The organism is Clostridioides mangenotii TR (assembly GCF_000498755.1).
GTDB lineage: Bacteria > Bacillota > Clostridia > Peptostreptococcales > Peptostreptococcaceae > Metaclostridioides > Metaclostridioides mangenotii_A.
In genome coordinates this window covers 34,908-51,923 of the sequence record NZ_AXUS01000014.1, presented here as the reverse complement: position 1 = coordinate 51,923, position 17,016 = coordinate 34,908, and the positions used below count along the sequence as shown (strand labels likewise).

The window sequence follows — 17,016 nt, the reverse complement described above, 5'->3', positions numbered from 1 at the left end:
CCTGACATTTTACATATTAGCTGACATATTAACTGACATTTATTTAAACAATATATTCTCGAGATTGTTATTAGCCTCTTCATCCATTGAATCTAAAAGATGCGAATATCGATTAAGAGTTATTTTTATATCACTGTGACCTAATCTTTCAGAAATAGTTTTAAAGTTTGTTCCAGATGCAACTAAGATACTTGCATTAGTATGTCTTAAATCATGAACTTTTATTTCTCTTATATTATTTTTCTTGCAAAATGATTTATATGCGTCATTTACACTAGAAGGATGGAATGGTTTTAATGCAGAGTTTAAGCATACAAGATTTAATTCATTTTTTAATAATCCATTTAGTTTTAATTTATTCTGTCTTATCTTTTCATTTTTTAATAAATCCATTAAATATTTTGGAGCTTTCAAAGCCCTTCTTTTTTTATTTTTTGTAGGTCCAAAAACAAATCCGTTATAGTTTTCGTATACCAACCTTCTTTTTATTACTATTTTATTATTCTCAAAATCTATGCAATCCCAAGCGAGTCCCGTTGCTTCTGTCTTTCTTAGCCCGAGAATTAATATCAATGTCACTGGTAATTCCACAACACTAGTGTGTATTTTTTTTAATACGAATTTAGCTTCTTCTTCTATGTATGGATTTATGTCATTTCGATAAACAGTTTCTCCCTTAGACAATTTGTAATCGTCATTCGAGTTAATAACAGGCCTTTTTACATAATCGCAGACATTATTAGGTATTTCATTTAAACGAAACGCTTCTTTTAATACAACCATTGTAAACGTTACGTATTGGCTTGCACAACCCTTGGTATGTTTATTATAAATGTAGTCAACAAAGGTTTGTAAATATGTTGGAGTTATATCAACTAGTTTAAAATCATTAAAATAAGGTTTTACATGGTTTTTAATATAGGAATTGTAATTAATTAAAGTGCTATGTTCTATACGATTTTTAGCATTTTCTACATACAAAACACATCTTTCCACAAATGTCATATCTGTTTGCTTCTTATATTTATTATTATTTATGTAATATCTGACTTCAATTAGATGATTTTCAGCTTCTTTTTTAAAAATAAAAGATTCATCTATTTTCTGTTTATATATGCCAGTCTCATTATCTAGGTATTCAACTACTACACAATATCTTTGACCTCTTTTCCTTATAAAACAAGATTTTACATTCATAAAATCTTCCCTCCTTGCAGAATATATGTTTGTTTAAATTTATATATAAAAGAGTAGTGTTTGCTACTCCTGTTAATCTTTATTTAATGATTTTCAATAATCACTTATATTTTATGATTAAATTTATATTCTATAAGCTCCAAAGGAACTTCGAAGTAGCACGCTATCTGCTACATAGAAAATTGTTTTTCTAATGCTTCCTTTATCTCTCCATCTGTAATAAGTAATTCCGATGCAAACTCATTAGCTTCATTTTCTAATTTATTAGTATCTGAATATGTGTAATTTTTCAAGTAACATATATATGAACTTCGATGTAACATTACATGTCCAAGTTCATGAGCTATCACACATCTTTCCTCATGCTCATCCAAATCATAATCAATAACTATAGAGATACCCTCAGAAATATTTAAAAAATATCCTTCCTTTTATATTTTTAAATGGCTTTTATAAATTCGGATATTTAATTGTGAGCATAATTCATAGACATTAGTTGTTTTATAGATATTTATAAAATTTCAAACAAGATTTTTAATATCTCTCACATATCCACCCCCAGGATTACTTTTTATTAGCACGCATTAGTTTAATAGTAGTTCGTATAGAATCTCTTAGTAGTAATAACGCTTCATCATCTAATTCATCACCGCATAACATAAGCCCCTCTTGTTGCAGTAATTCATCTATCGCCTTTTCTATGTCTTTTTCTTCATCTTCATTTTCTAATTCTGATTTTTTTATATCTGTTCTTCCTAGAAGATAATCAGTAGATACATCAAAATAATCTGCAATCTTTTGCAATGTATCAAAGTCTGGTTCTCGTTTTTCTAATTCATACATTGCAAGTGTACTATTCCCGATATTTAAATCCTTAGCTAATTCTCTTTGGCTTAGTTTTCTTTTTTTCCTAAGATAAGATATTTTTTTACCCAACATATTGATCACCCATTTCTTTTTTTAAAATAAGTATATCACATTTAGTGAGCTAAAATACATATGCTCTCAAAGTGTGGAAAAATATATTGGCTTGCTAACACAAAGCGAGTAGAGTATAATTAAGTTCACAATATGAAAGCAAAAAGAAGTTGATATTAGTGAAAGATTTAAAAACTCTATCAGAGCTTAGATCCCAAAAGAATTTAACATAAAGGGGGGCTAGTTCAGAGAGGCTTGACAAACTAGAGCAATACACGGTGGACATGGATTAGAAGGTAAACCTGGTTCTGGTGCTGTTAGTGTATAAGTAGTCTAGTTCTTTTTTATGCTTAAAATTAATCATAATTGACCATGCTATCCCTAAGGTGTGATAGTGATGAAAAAGGAATCAAACCAATGTTTAGAGATAAAAATAAAGCCAAATGACGTAATATCATCTGGCTTTTTAGAAACAGAATATGGAGCTAAACTAAATTATTCAAGCTTGCTGTAATATAATTATATAAACTTGCATGCCTTATTTCGTCAGATATAATGATATAAATTAAGTCTCTATAACTAAGATTAGGCATTCCGAACATAACGAGTCTGTATTTCTGGATTCCCTCTAAGGCTCTGATATATTCATACATAATTTCCATTTTAAAGTCTTTAGGTTCAGCAAATTCTTTTTCTACTATAGTTACAACATTACCTGTAAGTTCATAATATATATTTTTTAAAATTCTATTATGATTAATCTTATCTTGTTGTATAGTTTCAAGGATATTCCTTATTCGATCATTCTGTCCTGGAGTAAGTTCAGACTCTGGAATATTGTCAATTAACCATTGGTAATATCTATTAATTATCTCCTCGGATTCCACAGAATTTCCTATTGTGTATATTGCATTTTCTAATTGAATAGGACTTGGGTAATTGTCTTCATTCATAATGGACCTCCTAAATGTTTTACTATAGATATATGCTCTAATTAACATTTAGGACACATTAATAAAATTAAGCTAATATTACATCATTGATCATACTACTCATAGAATGGTGATAGTATGGAGATATTCGATAAAAAAGGAATTAAACCAATGTTAATACAATAATTGAGTGGTTGGAAAATAGAATAGTGGAGATGTAATTTAATTATAAGTATGATTAAAGTATTCATTATAGTTAAAATGTAGTTCATGGAAATATTTAACTAATATATTTTACTGTTTATTCGTTTCATATTTAATAGCAATGGGTATTTTTAATTTAACAACGAAATCCTTAATATATATTAATGTTGCAAATAAAGACGAATCTATAGATCGCAAATTATTATTCTTAATGAATAACAAGGAGTGGGTCGTAATCGATGATAAATTTATTAACAAAATAGACCAGAATACTTTTCCAATTGATGTAGTTTTTCATAAAGATAGCTGTTGCAGCATTCACTGTCATGAAGAACTAGAGTTTATTTTTTTAGTTATAGAAGGAAGTTTAAAAGTGAATATTAGAAAAGAAGCAAGCATTCTCAAAGAAGATGATTTTATATTAATAAACGGGAATGAAACACATTCAATTATGAGTTTAAGTAAAAACAAATATATATCTATTAAAATTAATGCAAAAGTATTAATAAACTATCTCCCCAGCTATAATTATATCTATTTTAAATGTAACTCTATTTATGAGAATGATAATAATAAGTATATTTATGATAAAGCGAGAAATTTAATTTCTAATTTATTATTGGTTTTAGTAAAAGGAGAGAATGGTTTTGAGTTAAAAGCCTGTAGTTATCTTTGTTTAATAGGAGAATATTTATATAATAATTTTGAGGTTAAAAGAGGATCAAAGTATTTTGAAGTTCGAAAAGATAATAGAATTGACAATATTACAAACTATATTAAAGAAAAATATAATACCGATATTACATTAAGCGTAGTAGCAAATGAATTCAATCTTAATTATCATTTTATGTCCCATTGCATTAAAGATAATATTGGGATGTCGTTTCAAAATTATTTAAATAAAATAAGATTGGAAAAAGCAACAATTATGATTTTACACAGCGATAAAAATATGACAGAGATAGCTCTAATTAATGGCTTCTCTAGTACCAGTTACTTTTATAAGGTTTTTAAGAAAGAATATAACTGCACTCCTTTAGAATATAGAAAGAGTTTTGCTGATAAAGAATTTAATAAAAGTATTTGTAATATTAGATATATAAATTTAGATAATAAAGACGTTAATAGTGTTATACATAAATTATATACGTATTATTATTACATTTATCGAAGAAAAGATATTATGAAAAAGGCAAAGTGAATTAATGCAACCAGTTTTAAAGCATCTAAAGAGTGTATAAATAAAGAAGACCCGAAAACTAATTCAGGTCTTCTTTTGTTTCTTTTAATTATTTTAACAAATATTTTACTATTCTCCAAAATAGAATAATTCTTCAAATTTTTTATCTAAAGCAATACACAAAATAAGTGCTAACTTTGCTGTTGGGTTGAATTGACCTGTTTCTATAGAACTAATAGTATTTCTTGACACGCCGACCATCTCTGCTAATTGAGTTTGAGACAATTTCTTTTCTGCTCGAACTTCTTTTAAATGATTTTTTAATACTAATTCTTCATTCATATGCTTAACCCAATGATCCTAAAATAAAATTAACAAAAGAATAAATCATAAGTATTAAAGAAATTATAGAACCGAATAGATAAATCTTTTTATGCGTGAACTTAAATTTAGAAATAGAGCCAACTGAAAAAAATATCCATAATAATGTAAATATAGAATCGCTTTCTTCGCCAATATAATTTTTAAATATAATAATGAAAATAGCTACAAAGTAGAACGCAGTATATCCTATTCTTAGTCCTTTATTCTCAAAATATTCAAACCCTTCATCAGTACTTGAATTACGACTCTTATTTAAGATTTCTTGTTTATCCATAGAAAGACCTCCTATTATTTGCCAAGTATACTTGTTAAGTTTATTATAACATGCCAAGTTTTATTGTCAACTCTTTTACCAAGTTTTGTTGTCATGACATATAATTTCCCACACTACAAAGTAAAGAATAATGCAAAAGATATTATTTAGCAATAAAAAATACAATAATTAGAGCTAGTTGGTTTAAATAACTTAAGTGCCCTTTTTATGCTTAAGATCGACTACTTATTATCCATACTGTAATAATATTTTGATTAGAAGAATTTTGTTAAAAAATGAAGGATTTTAAAATAATATATAGAGTTTTATATGTAAGACTCAGTTTATTAAACTGATTTCAAATTCAGCTTTGGGAATATCAAGGTATTAAAAAATAGTTTTAAATTTTATCTTAAAATAGAATAATTTATAATATTTAAAGGGACCTACAAGCAATAATTGCTTAAGGTCTCTTTTTATGATTTTAAAATATTGTATATTAAGAATTATAAGAGACAAGAAGTAAAAAAGAAACGATGAAAAAAACTTATATATAGATTCGGGCATTATGCAGTTTAACGAGGAATATGACTGGTTGACACAGAATTATCACAAATAAACCCTATGAAAAGAACATGTAATACATCCTTCAATTTAGATAAAAAATATGGTAATTCGAGGAAAAAAAGAGGAGTTAGATAAAAATAATATCTAACTCTTTTTTTATTAAAATAAAAATTCCTATATACTAATAAAAATGGTTTCAGTATAGCCCTTAATTCTATTTTAAATTAGGTATAAATATGATAAAATTATTCTTGTGGGTTGTGGATAACTAACACAAACTGACATTAGCTGACATTTATATATTTTATAAAACGGTAATACCAGCTATTTAAAAGGATACATGAAATACATAGTTATTATAGAATAGAATATGGAAGATTTTATTAGGAGGGATATAGGTGGAGTTATACGAAGCGATTTTTTATAGAAAAACTGTAGAAAAGTATTCTGTAAAAAAAGTTAAACAACCTATGATAGAAGATATCAAGAGAATATGTAAGAATATAACATACCTCAATGAGGATTTGAATATAAAAGCTAATGTTGTAGATAGAGGCCACATTATACACTTTTTAATGGGGAAGGAGTGTAAGGTAAAAGCTCCTCATTATATAGTTGTGTCATCTGACAAAGGTACTGACTATTTACAAAATATTGGCTTTGCAATTGAAAGTGTTGTTCTTCAGCTTACATCTTTGGGAATAGGGACGTGTTACATAGAAAGCAATTTAGATAAAGAAGATATGAAAGATATAATAGATAGCGAAGAGAAAAGCGATAGAGAGGATTCTCAGATAGACTTTTTTGAAGAAGAAGAAGAAGAAATAGATGAATCACCTTACGTAATAATCGCATTTGGATATCCTGCTAAAGGAGAGGAACTATTTAGGAGAAGAGATGCAAACCCAGATAGAAAATCGCTTAAGGATATAACGAAAGGCTTTAAAGGGAGTTCTGAGTGGGATTGTATATTGGAGATGGCTAGAAGAGCTCCATCTATAAATAATTGTCAGCCCTGGTTTTTTTATAAAGAGGGCGAATTGGTGCACTTATGTGAAAAAAAACAAAAGCAACATTTAGAGGAAATGTCTAAGATAAGCGTGGGAGCTGCTCTAAGGCATTTTGATATTGCCTGTAAATACCATGAAGTAAACGTTATTTATGAAAAAGCAGAGCATAAGGATAGAAGGGGTAAGGAGTACTTTATTAGTATTAAAACATCAGGCGTTAATTTAGAATCTGGTGAAGAGGGTATAGAGGCTGGAAGTAAAGATAAAGGTCGGTAAGATACAAAAGATTACGCATACTTAACAGGTAATTAATTATTTATATTTTACACATTAAATTTAAATAATTAATTGTCTGTTTTTTTATATTCAGAGGTGTTTAAGATATAAAAATTAAACTAGACATATATATGTCATATTATACACTTTAGGTGAGATAATAAGGATAAAACATGAAAGGAGAAAGCACAAGTTCGCATCTGAGGAAGTGTTTGAGAAGGCACTTGAAATTACAAAAAAGAAAAAGCCTTCTCCTTTACTAGATGATATTAGTTTCTAAGATGATGAACTTGCTAGTTTTGAAAAGATAGAGGATTTTATGAAGAGTAATAACTTAGTTAGAAATAGAACTCAACATAGAGAAATATACCTATCTGATCCCCGTAAAGCGGACCTATTAAAGATGAAAACTATTTTACGCTATACAGTTACAGAGGCAGATTAAATTTAAATAAAGGAATTAAAAGATTTCATAATCAAACTATCGATGATTTATTAATTGAATAATTCTAAAATATCTACATAAATATTTCTTAGTAATGTATTATATAATATATAGAATCAACTAAATAGCTGTAAACTTTGTTAAGCATCATAGACCTATGTAAATTTAACTAATCAAAAAAACTCACCAAAATGATGTATATGGAAGGAATGATAATAATGAAATTTAATCTGTCTGAATGTATTGGATTTATAACTAATACAACAATGAAGTTTGTTTCAGAAGATTTCAATAGACGCTTAGAAGCTAAAGGATCAACTAGAATACAATGGATTGCTTTATATTTTTTGAATGAAGAAAACAAATCTATAAGCCAAAAGGAATTAGCTACTTTGATGAACATAAAAGATTCTTCTCTTGCTAGACTTGTAGATAGGATGGAGAGAGATGGATTAATTAATCGGGTTGAAAATCCAAAAGATAAACGTGTAAAATTTCTTGAGCTGACTAACGATGGTCGAAATAAGATTGAGATATTATTGCCTGAAGGAAAATATTTTAGTGATTTACTTTTAGAGGATATAACAGAGGAAGAACTAGTAACTTTTTATAGAGTTTTAGATAAAATGTCAAATAATATTAAGAAATGATAATAATTATATCATTTCTTTTTTTATTGACATTAAAAATATTGATTGCTATACTAATAATTAGTATAGCAATCAATATTTAATTAAAGTATTTTAAAAATAATAAAAATATTAGGAGGTAATGAAATGGCGAAGAATGTTAGAGAGATGCTAAATGATTTTGTAGGTGGGATTGGAGCCCTTGGTGAAACAAACGAGCAGATGGTTGGAGCATTTATGGGATTATTAGGTTCTGCGTATGAACCAAATGCGATGGATCTTAAAACAAAAGAACTTATTAGTGTTGGAATCGCTTGTTATAATAGATGTGAATACTGTATAGTTTACCATTCTTACAAAGCGTTTGAAGCAGGGGCTACTAAAGAAGAAATTATAGAAGCAGCTATGGTTTCAGTGGCTTTTGGTGGAGGGCCTTCTATGGCATATTCAGTAACAATATTAAAGGATTGCATTAACGAGTTTGAAAACGATTTCAAATAAATAAAATGTATTTAAATCGGGGAAGAGGATATCTAACTTAACCTCTTTATTAAGGAGAATGATATGACAAATATTATACTAAATAAATTATCTGGCGAGGATAAAAATGCAAAAGTTGGCAAAATCTTAATAAAGCAAGGACAGCAAATTCAAGAGGGCTATGGACTTTTTAACGCTGAATCTGCAAAAGGAAACTTTCTAGTGAAATCACAATATGAAGGAACGATACTAAATGTTCTGATAGAGGAAGGTCAGAATATCAAAATTGGTGAAGCTATAGCAGAAATTGAAGGGGAAAAAGTTAATAAAGAGCCGGCACAATCTAATGTTAAATATAACTTTGGTTTAGCAAAACCTAAGAAAGAAGATATTGTTTGTGATATTGCAATCATTGGTGGAGGACCAGGTGGATATGTTTCAGCAATTCGTGCTGCTCAATTAGGGGCTAGTGTTGTGCTAATTGAAAAGGACAAGCTTGGTGGAACATGTTTAAATTATGGTTGTATACCGACAAAAAGCTTTGTCAAAAGTGCACACCTTTATGATGAAATGAAAAAGTGTTCTGAATTTGGAATAAAAACTAATCAATTAGATATACAATTAGATAAAATTGTAGAAAGAAAAAATGAAGTAGTTTCAAACTTAACTGGTGGTATAAAACATCTTTTAGGGCACTGGCAGGTAAAGTATATCGAAGGTGAAGCAAAGGTTTCAAAAGATATTATAACTGTTAATAACAATAAAATAGACGCTACTATTAAAGCTAAAAATATAATTATAGCGACAGGTTCATCACCTGCAAAATTAAATGTTCCAGGTTCAGATCTACAATCAGTTTTAACCAATGAAGAGATTCTAGACCTTAACAGTATACCTAAGACCCTTACTGTTATTGGTGGTGGAGTTATAGGAATGGAATTTGCATTTATTTTTAATTCATATGGTTGTAAAGTAACGGTAGTAGAGTATATGGATAATATCTTATCCAGTCTTGATAACGATATAATAGATATAGTTGTAGATGAATGCAATCAACGTGGTATTAAAATTTGTACAAATTCAAAGGTAGAAGAAATATTTATGTCCGAAGATGATGAAACAGTAGTAGCTTTTTCAAAAGATGATAATAAGCACTTTGTAATTAGTGATACTGTTTTAATGTCAGTTGGGAGAAAACCTAATTTATCTTCTATTGATTTAGATGAACTTGATGTAGAGTTAAATGAGAGAAAGAATGGAATAGAAGTAAATAGTAGTATGGTTACTACAAATCCATCTATCTATGCAATCGGAGATATTACAAATAAAATACAACTTGCTCATGTGGCCAGCCATCAAGGAATTGTTGCGGCAGAAAATTGTATGGGTAAAACAAGTGTTATGGATTATACAGCTATTCCTAGTGCAGTATTCTTATCTCCAGAAATTGGTGTAGTCGGGCTTAGCGAGAAAGAAGCTAAGAAGGGTGAGATTCCTTATAAAATAAGTAAGTTCCCATTTGCTGCAAACGGCAAGGCTCTAAGTCAGGGTGAAGGTAAAGGGTTTGTAAAAGTTCTTTATTGTGAAGAAGATCACGTTATCTTGGGCGCTGCTGTGATTGGTCCTGGAGCCACAGATCTAATTTCAAATTTCACTCATTTTATTGAAAATAAGACTGATTACAGAACACTGAACAAAACTGTATTTGCTCATCCAACTACAGCGGAGTCTATCAATGAAGCTATCTTGGGTATAACTGGGGAGGCAATTCATTTTGCATAAAATATATATATCAAATAGTTATAATCCATATTTTAATTTAGCATTTGAAGAGTACCTGGTTAAGCATCATTCGCACCAAGATGATATTTTATTCTTGTGGCAGAATCAGAATACTGTAGTTATAGGCATAAACCAAAATCCTTGGAAGGAATGTAATATAAAAGAACTGAATCTCCAAAAAGGGAAGCTAGTAAGAAGACTTTCTGGAGGGGGAGCTGTTTTTCATGATAAAGGGAATTTGAACTTTACATTTATTTCAGATTATTGTGAAGGCAAATTAAAAGATAATATAAAAATTATTATTGAGGCACTATCATTAAATGAGATTAAAGCTGAATTCTGTGGAAAAAATGATATTTTAGTAAATGGCAATAAGATCTCAGGAAATGCATTCTTTGTTGAGAACGATATACTGTGTCACCACGGTACTTTATTAGTTGATGTTAATATAGAAAAATTGAGCCGTATATTAACTGTTTCTGAAAATAAGTTAAAATCTAAAGGAATTGATTCAGTAAACTCTAGAGTAATAAATATAAATAAGCTCAATAGTGAAATTACAACTGAGAGTTTAAAAACTGATTTAATAAATACATTCTCATCATTGGGCAATAATTCATCAGTTTTTATGGTTGACGAAAAAGTTATTAAAGATGATCATATAAGATTAGCTGATATATACAAACTAATGAATACTTACGAAAGCTGGGAATGGAATTTCGGATCTTCACCTGAATTTAATTATCAAATTTCAAAACGATTTACATGGGGCGGAGTAGACATTGATCTTTTAGTCAAAGATGGAATAATAGTTGATGCAAACGTGTATACAGATGCCTTGGATGTTGATTTACCCCAAAGTATTAAAAATATAATATTAAATACAAAATTTAATCATGAAAATACAGTTGACCTTATCTCTAAGAAATTCTAAGATTCAACACACTTTGATCGGACGCTGTACGTAAATATAAAAAAATAATTATAATGCACCAAAATAATATAAAAATAGACTATTAAAGTATAGTCTATTTTTAATACTTATAATTTACTGAAGAAGACAACAAAAAATCGATCCTTTAATAACTCCAAATACATTCCTAAGATTGAGTATGAGATAAATTTTTCTTATAAGAAAGATTAAAAACAATATTATAGCAAACGGAATGTATCATAATGTTGATTTAAAGTTAAAAATTAAAAGATTTATTGACAGAAAGAGCAATAAGTGGTTTAATAATTAGAAGATCAAATAAAATATTAACTATCGATATAGGAATTAAACTATCATAATTTAAATCAATAAATTTTCTAAGTCCAGAGAGGCTAAGCAGATAAGTTGATTAACTACTATCGATAATAAAAATAAATACATAAAGTCTTTTAAACTAGTCCAGAGAGACTGGGAAAGATATCTCATACCACACTTATGTGGAATTTAGAATGCAGATGAATCCTTCTACCTCTTTGGTAGGAGGATTTTTTATTATGAGGATTAGGCTTTATAGTTTAGGAGGAAATGAAATGGTAAATGGTAAAGAAAAACTTATAGCTGCAATTGACACTGACGACTTCGATATAGCTAAAAATATGATAGACAGTTTAGAGGACAGTGTAGATATATTTAAAGTAGGGCTTGAGCAATATCTAACTACTAGAGGTAGAGTTGTAGACTATTTAAAAGAGAAAAATAAAAAAATATTCTTAGACCTTAAGTTTCACGATATACCTAACACTATGCAAAGTGCTGTTAGAGCAGGGGTTAGAGACAAGGTATGGATGATGACAATTCACGTATCTGACCTAGAAGGAATGAGACAGTGTGCTAAAGCAGCAAAAGAAGAAGCTGAAAAATTAAATATAGAAAAACCTATAATAGTTGGAGTAACAGTTCTTACTTCACTTAGCGACCAAGATTTAAAAGATATAGGATGTAACTTAGGAACAGAGGAATTAGCTATTAAGAGAGCGAAGTTAGCTAAAGAAGCTGGAATTGATGGAGTAGTATGCTCAGCACAAGAAGTAGATAAGATTGTAGAAGCTTGTGGAGAAGATTTTATAACAGTTTGCCCGGGAATAAGACCAAAGGCAGCTGAAGTAGGGGATCAAAAGAGAGTTGTTACTCCAGAAGATGCAATAAGAAGAGGAGCTCATTATTTAGTGGTTGGAAGACCTATAACTAAGTCAGAAAACCCAAAGGAATCAGCTATTAACATAGTAAGACAAATAGAAAATGCTTAGGAGGTAGTTAATGTGAAGGCAAGATTAATTTTACAAGATGGAACAGTATTTGAAGGTAAAGCATTTGGATACTTAAAGGATAGTGTAGGAGAAGTAGTTTTTAACACTTCAATGACAGGTTATGGTGAAGTATTGACAGATCCTTCTTACTATGGACAAATAGTAACGATGACTTACCCACTTATAGGTAATTATGGGATAAACTTAGAATCAGTTGAGTCATCAGGGGTTCATGTTAAGGGACTTATTGTTAGAGAAAAATGTGACTTCCCAAACAACTTTAGATGTGAAATGGATATAGAGACATACCTAAAACAAAATAAAGTTATAGGATTAGAAGGAATAGATACTAGAGCACTTACAAAGATACTTAGAAATAACGGAAGTATGAAGGGTATAATAACTCTAGAACACAATGAGCTGGAAGATATAGAACATAAATTAGAGCAGTATTCAAATACAGAAGCAGTAAATACAGTTACTAGAAAAGAAGTTGAGCATATAAGCGGTTCGGGTAAAAAAGTTGCGATAATGGATTTTGGAGTAAAGAGAAATATAATTAGATCATTTGAAAAACGAGATTGCGATATAACTGTATTTCCAGCTTTGACAAAACCTCAAAAAATAATAGATTTAAATCCAGATCTAATATTTTTATCAAATGGGCCTGGAGATCCTGAAGATTTAGAGGGTGTAATAGAAAATATAAAAGAATTAATAGGCAAAAAACCAATCGCTGGTATATGTTTAGGGCACCAATTATTAGCACTGGCACTTGGAGGAAAGACATCTAAACTTAAGTTTGGACATAGAGGTGGTAACCATCCGGTAAAAGATTTGGAAGAGGAAAAAGTATTTATTACATCTCAAAATCACGGATACTATGTTTCAGATGTTCCTAAACAGGTGAAAGTAACACAGATAAATTTAAATGACAATACTGTAGAAGGAATGAGACATGAAGAACTCCCAATATACAGCGTGCAGTATCACCCAGAAGCTTGCCCAGGGCCTAAAGACAACGACTATATATTTGACAAGTTTTTAGACCTGATATAATAGTATACAGATAAAAGCTCGGATATAAGTATAGATAAAGAAGCGATGGACTTAAATGAAATTTGAGTTAGGACCGATTAAAATTTGTTATGCGAGGAGATATAATTATGCCTAAATTAAAAGATGTGAAAAAGACTTTAGTACTAGGTTCAGGACCTATTATAATAGGGCAAGCAGCAGAGTTTGACTACTCGGGAACACAAGCTTGCCAAGCTTTGAAAGAAGAAGGTGTAGAAGTTGTACTTATAAATAGTAACCCTGCTACTATAATGACTGACAAAGAAGTAGCGGATAAAATATATATAGAGCCATTAACAGTAGAATTTATAGAAAAGATAATAGAAAAAGAAAAGCCAGACAGTCTACTTGCAGGAATGGGTGGACAAACAGGCCTTAACCTTGCAGTTGAGCTACACGATAAAGGAATACTAGAAAAATATAATGTAAAAGTTTTAGGAACATCAGTGGAATCTATCAAAAAAGGTGAAGATAGAGACTTATTCAGAGAGATGATGAAAGAAATAAAGCAACCAGTAGTAATCAGTGATATTGTTACTGATTTAGAATCTGGTATAAAATTTGCCGATAAGATAGGATATCCGGTAGTAGTTAGACCAGCTTATACATTAGGAGGAACTGGTGGAGGAATCGCAGATACTGAAGAAGAACTGAGAGAGATACTTCAACACGGACTTCAATTAAGCCCAGTAGGACAAGTACTTCTAGAGAAGAGTATAAAAGGGTGGAAAGAAATAGAGTACGAAGTAGTCAGAGATGGAAATGGAAACTGTATAACAGTTTGTAATATGGAGAACGTAGACCCAGTAGGAGTTCATACTGGAGATAGTATAGTTGTGGCTCCTAGTCAAACTTTAAGCGATGAAGAGTACCAATTACTTAGAAAAGCATCAATAGATATAATAAATGCTGTAGAAGTAAAAGGTGGATGTAATGTTCAAATAGCGCTTAATCCACACAGTTTAGAGTATGCGATAATAGAAATTAATCCTAGAGTAAGTAGATCGTCAGCGCTTGCATCAAAAGCCACAGGTTATCCGATAGCAAAAGTTTCTGCAAAAATTGCGCTCGGTTACACATTGGATGAAATAGAAAATGCAGTAACTAAGAAGACTTACGCATGTTTCGAACCGACTTTAGACTATGTAGTAGTAAAGATACCAAAGTGGCCATTTGATAAATTTAGACATGCAAATAGAAAGCTTGGAACTAAGATGATGGCGACTGGTGAAATAATGAGTATAGGTAGCAACTTTGAAGCTGCTATATTAAAGGGAATAAGATCCCTTGAAACTGGTAAATATTCATTAGTTCACAGAGTTTCTGAAGAGAGAACTATAGAAGAATTAAAACAAAGGGTTGTTGTTCCAGATGATGAGAGACTCTTTGATCTAGCTGAGATGATTAGAAGAGGATATAAGCTAGAGATGATAGAAGAGATAACTGGTGTAGACAAATGGTTTATAAATAAATTTAAATGGATAGTGGAGCAAGAAGAGAAATTAAAGGAACTTAAAATAGAAAATTTAGATAAAGATTACCTACTTGAGTTAAAGAAAAAAGGATTCTCGGATAAGGGGATTTCAGATTTAATGAAAATAAGCCCAGCGAGACTTTACGAACTTAGAAAACTTTACAGTATAGAACCAGCGTATAAGATGGTTGATACATGTGGAGGAGAGTTTGATGCGCTTTCACCATACTACTACTCAACTTACGAGCAATACGATGAGGTAGAAGTTAGCGACAAAAAGAAAGTAATAGTACTTGGGTCAGGGCCAATAAGAATAGGGCAAGGAATTGAGTTTGATTACTGCTCAGTTCACTGTATCAAATCTCTTAGAAGACAAGGGATTGAGACTATAATAATAAATAACAATCCAGAGACAGTAAGTACAGATTTTGACACTTCAGACAAACTATACTTTGAACCGTTAACAGAGGAAGAAGTACTAAATATAATAGAAAAAGAAAATCCAGAGGGAGTAATACTTCAATTTGGAGGTCAGACTGCAATAAAGCTTGCAAAGTTCTTAAATGAGAAAAATATAAAGATACTTGGTACAGATTTTAAAGATATAGATGCAGCAGAAGACAGAGAAAAATTTGATGAACTTCTTGAAAGGTTGGATATAAATAGACCAAAGGGAAAAGGTGTTTGGACTGTAGCAGAAGGTATTGAAGTTGCAAATGAGCTTAAATACCCAGTGCTAGTTAGACCTTCTTATGTACTTGGGGGTCAGGGTATGGAGATAACTTACAACCAAGATAAATTAGTTCAGTATTTGGAAGATGCATTTAATAGAGACAGAAAAAACCCTGTGCTAATAGATAAATATCTAACTGGTAGAGAGATAGAAGTAGACGCAATATGTGATCAAGAAGATATACTTATACCAGGAATAATGGAGCACTTAGAGAGAGCGGGAGTTCACTCTGGAGACAGTATTACAATGTACCCAAGTCAAAATATATCTGATGAAATAAAGGCGAAAATACTAGATTATACTAAGAAAATAGCAATTGATCTAAATGTAATAGGGATGGTAAACATACAGTTTATAGAATTCCACGGTGAATTATATATAATAGAAGTGAATCCTAGAGCGAGTAGAACAGTTCCATACATCAGTAAAGTTAGTAATGTTCCAATTATAGATATAGCTACTAAATGTATGTTAGGTGAAAAATTAAAAGATATAGGCTACGGTACAGGAATATATAAAGAACCAAAATTAGTATCTGTAAAAGTTCCAGTATTCTCTATGTCGAAGTTATCTAAGGTTGAAGTAAGTCTTGGACCTGAGATGAAATCTACAGGAGAAGTTCTTGGAGTAGGAGAAAATCTAGAAGAAGCCCTTTACAAAGGTTTTATAGCAGCTGGAAAACACATGTCAGATGAAAGAGGAGTTGTTCTAGCAACTATAAACGATAACGACAAAAATGAGTTTATAAATATAGCTAAAGACATGAGGGATCTTGGATATACATTTGTAGCTACAGAAGGTACTGCAAACAGTCTAAGAGCTCATGGTATAGAAGCTGAAACAGTTAATAGAGTTGAAGAGGCTAGACCAAATATCCTAGATGTAATAAGAAACAAACAAGTAGACATAGTAATAAATACACCTACAAAAGGTAATGATTCAACGAGAGATGGATTTAAGATAAGAAGAACAGCAATTGAGTTCTCAACAGAAGTAATGACGTCTCTAGATACTCTAAAAGCTATGGTAGGGGTAAGAAAAGAAAAGATAGATGAAGATAAGTTAAAAGTTTATAACTTAGGCGAATAAAATAATAATAGGCTAGATGCTATATATACCTAGATATTATTAAGGGTTAGATAATATACAAAGTTAGATAGAATATTAGAGTTGAAAACAATAGAAAATAATAAAAAAGTAAAACTGGAAATACGTTTATCGAAAAAAGAGCAAA

General features: G+C 30.2%; 16 protein-coding genes. 10 read left to right on the top strand and 6 right to left on the bottom strand.

Translation table 11 applies throughout. The features are described from left to right. Window positions 1-39: 39 nt before the first annotated feature. The 4 genes from T473_RS0108505 to T473_RS0108485 form a co-directional block, all read right to left on the bottom strand. Window positions 40-1,197 carry a site-specific integrase gene (locus tag T473_RS0108505; protein WP_024621529.1) on the bottom strand — a complete coding sequence of 386 codons (1,158 nt, stop codon included), beginning with the start codon at window positions 1,195-1,197 and terminating at the stop codon, window positions 40-42. A 170-nt stretch (window positions 1,198-1,367) separates the two neighbouring features. After that, window positions 1,368-1,583, bottom strand: coding sequence for an ImmA/IrrE family metallo-endopeptidase (locus T473_RS17250; protein ID WP_278246357.1), 216 nt, complete (start codon window positions 1,581-1,583; stop codon window positions 1,368-1,370). Window positions 1,584-1,761: 178 nt separating this feature from the next. Then, entirely contained in the window at window positions 1,762-2,136 is a 375-nt protein-coding gene (locus T473_RS0108495; protein WP_024621528.1) for a helix-turn-helix domain-containing protein, read from the bottom strand. A 464-nt stretch (window positions 2,137-2,600) separates the two neighbouring features. Beyond that, complete coding sequence (locus T473_RS0108485) at window positions 2,601-3,068, bottom strand: ferritin-like domain-containing protein (RefSeq protein WP_024621527.1); 468 nt, start codon at window positions 3,066-3,068, stop codon at window positions 2,601-2,603. A 556-nt stretch (window positions 3,069-3,624) separates the two neighbouring features. On the opposite strand from T473_RS0108485, the gene T473_RS0108480 reads away from it, so the two are divergent. Then, window positions 3,625-4,452, top strand: coding sequence for a helix-turn-helix transcriptional regulator (locus T473_RS0108480; protein WP_242825895.1), 828 nt, complete (start codon window positions 3,625-3,627; stop codon window positions 4,450-4,452). A 108-nt stretch (window positions 4,453-4,560) separates the two neighbouring features. Here the strand turns inward: T473_RS0108480 and T473_RS0108475 are convergent, their stop codons facing one another. Both T473_RS0108475 and T473_RS0108470 read right to left on the bottom strand, forming a co-directional pair. Continuing rightward, window positions 4,561-4,773: a helix-turn-helix transcriptional regulator gene (locus T473_RS0108475; RefSeq protein WP_024621525.1), complete on the bottom strand. Its 213-nt coding sequence runs from the start codon at window positions 4,771-4,773 to the stop codon at window positions 4,561-4,563. 4 nt (window positions 4,774-4,777) lie between these two features. Beyond that, window positions 4,778-5,089 (bottom strand): DUF6442 family protein, encoded by a 312-nt coding sequence (locus T473_RS0108470; protein WP_024621524.1) that lies wholly within the window; start codon window positions 5,087-5,089, stop codon window positions 4,778-4,780. 944 nt (window positions 5,090-6,033) lie between these two features. Here T473_RS0108470 and T473_RS0108465 point away from each other — a divergent pair. The 9 genes from T473_RS0108465 to carB all read left to right on the top strand — a co-directional run bounded on the left by T473_RS0108465 (window position 6,034) and on the right by carB (window position 16,871). Further along, on the top strand, window positions 6,034-6,921 hold the full coding sequence (locus tag T473_RS0108465; RefSeq protein ID WP_024621523.1) for a nitroreductase family protein: 888 nt from the start codon (window positions 6,034-6,036) through the stop codon (window positions 6,919-6,921). Between the two features lie 319 nt (window positions 6,922-7,240). Further along, entirely contained in the window at window positions 7,241-7,366 is a 126-nt protein-coding gene (locus T473_RS19135; RefSeq protein WP_242825894.1) for a hypothetical protein, read from the top strand. Between the two features lie 218 nt (window positions 7,367-7,584). Beyond that, window positions 7,585-8,016, top strand: coding sequence for a MarR family winged helix-turn-helix transcriptional regulator (locus tag T473_RS0108455; protein WP_024621522.1), 432 nt, complete (start codon window positions 7,585-7,587; stop codon window positions 8,014-8,016). Window positions 8,017-8,142: 126 nt separating this feature from the next. Beyond that, on the top strand, window positions 8,143-8,496 hold the full coding sequence (locus tag T473_RS0108450) for a carboxymuconolactone decarboxylase family protein (protein WP_024621521.1): 354 nt from the start codon (window positions 8,143-8,145) through the stop codon (window positions 8,494-8,496). Between the two features lie 63 nt (window positions 8,497-8,559). Next, complete coding sequence (lpdA, locus tag T473_RS0108445; RefSeq protein WP_024621520.1) at window positions 8,560-10,257, top strand: dihydrolipoyl dehydrogenase; 1,698 nt, start codon at window positions 8,560-8,562, stop codon at window positions 10,255-10,257. Then, a complete protein-coding gene (locus T473_RS0108440) occupies window positions 10,250-11,191 on the top strand; it encodes a lipoate--protein ligase (protein WP_161627548.1) in 942 nt (313 codons plus the stop codon). The genes lpdA and T473_RS0108440 overlap by 8 nt, the downstream gene beginning before the upstream one ends. Before the next feature lie 590 nt (window positions 11,192-11,781). Next, the gene (gene pyrF, locus T473_RS0108435) at window positions 11,782-12,498 is read left to right on the top strand and encodes an orotidine-5'-phosphate decarboxylase (protein ID WP_024621518.1); all 717 of its coding nucleotides are present in this window, start codon (window positions 11,782-11,784) and stop codon (window positions 12,496-12,498) included. Window positions 12,499-12,510: 12 nt separating this feature from the next. After that, the gene (gene carA / locus T473_RS0108430) at window positions 12,511-13,557 is read left to right on the top strand and encodes a glutamine-hydrolyzing carbamoyl-phosphate synthase small subunit (RefSeq protein WP_024621517.1); all 1,047 of its coding nucleotides are present in this window, start codon (window positions 12,511-12,513) and stop codon (window positions 13,555-13,557) included. Between the two features lie 107 nt (window positions 13,558-13,664). Then, window positions 13,665-16,871 (top strand): carbamoyl-phosphate synthase large subunit, encoded by a 3,207-nt coding sequence (gene carB, locus T473_RS0108425; RefSeq protein ID WP_024621516.1) that lies wholly within the window; start codon window positions 13,665-13,667, stop codon window positions 16,869-16,871. Window positions 16,872-17,016: the final 145 nt, after the last annotated feature.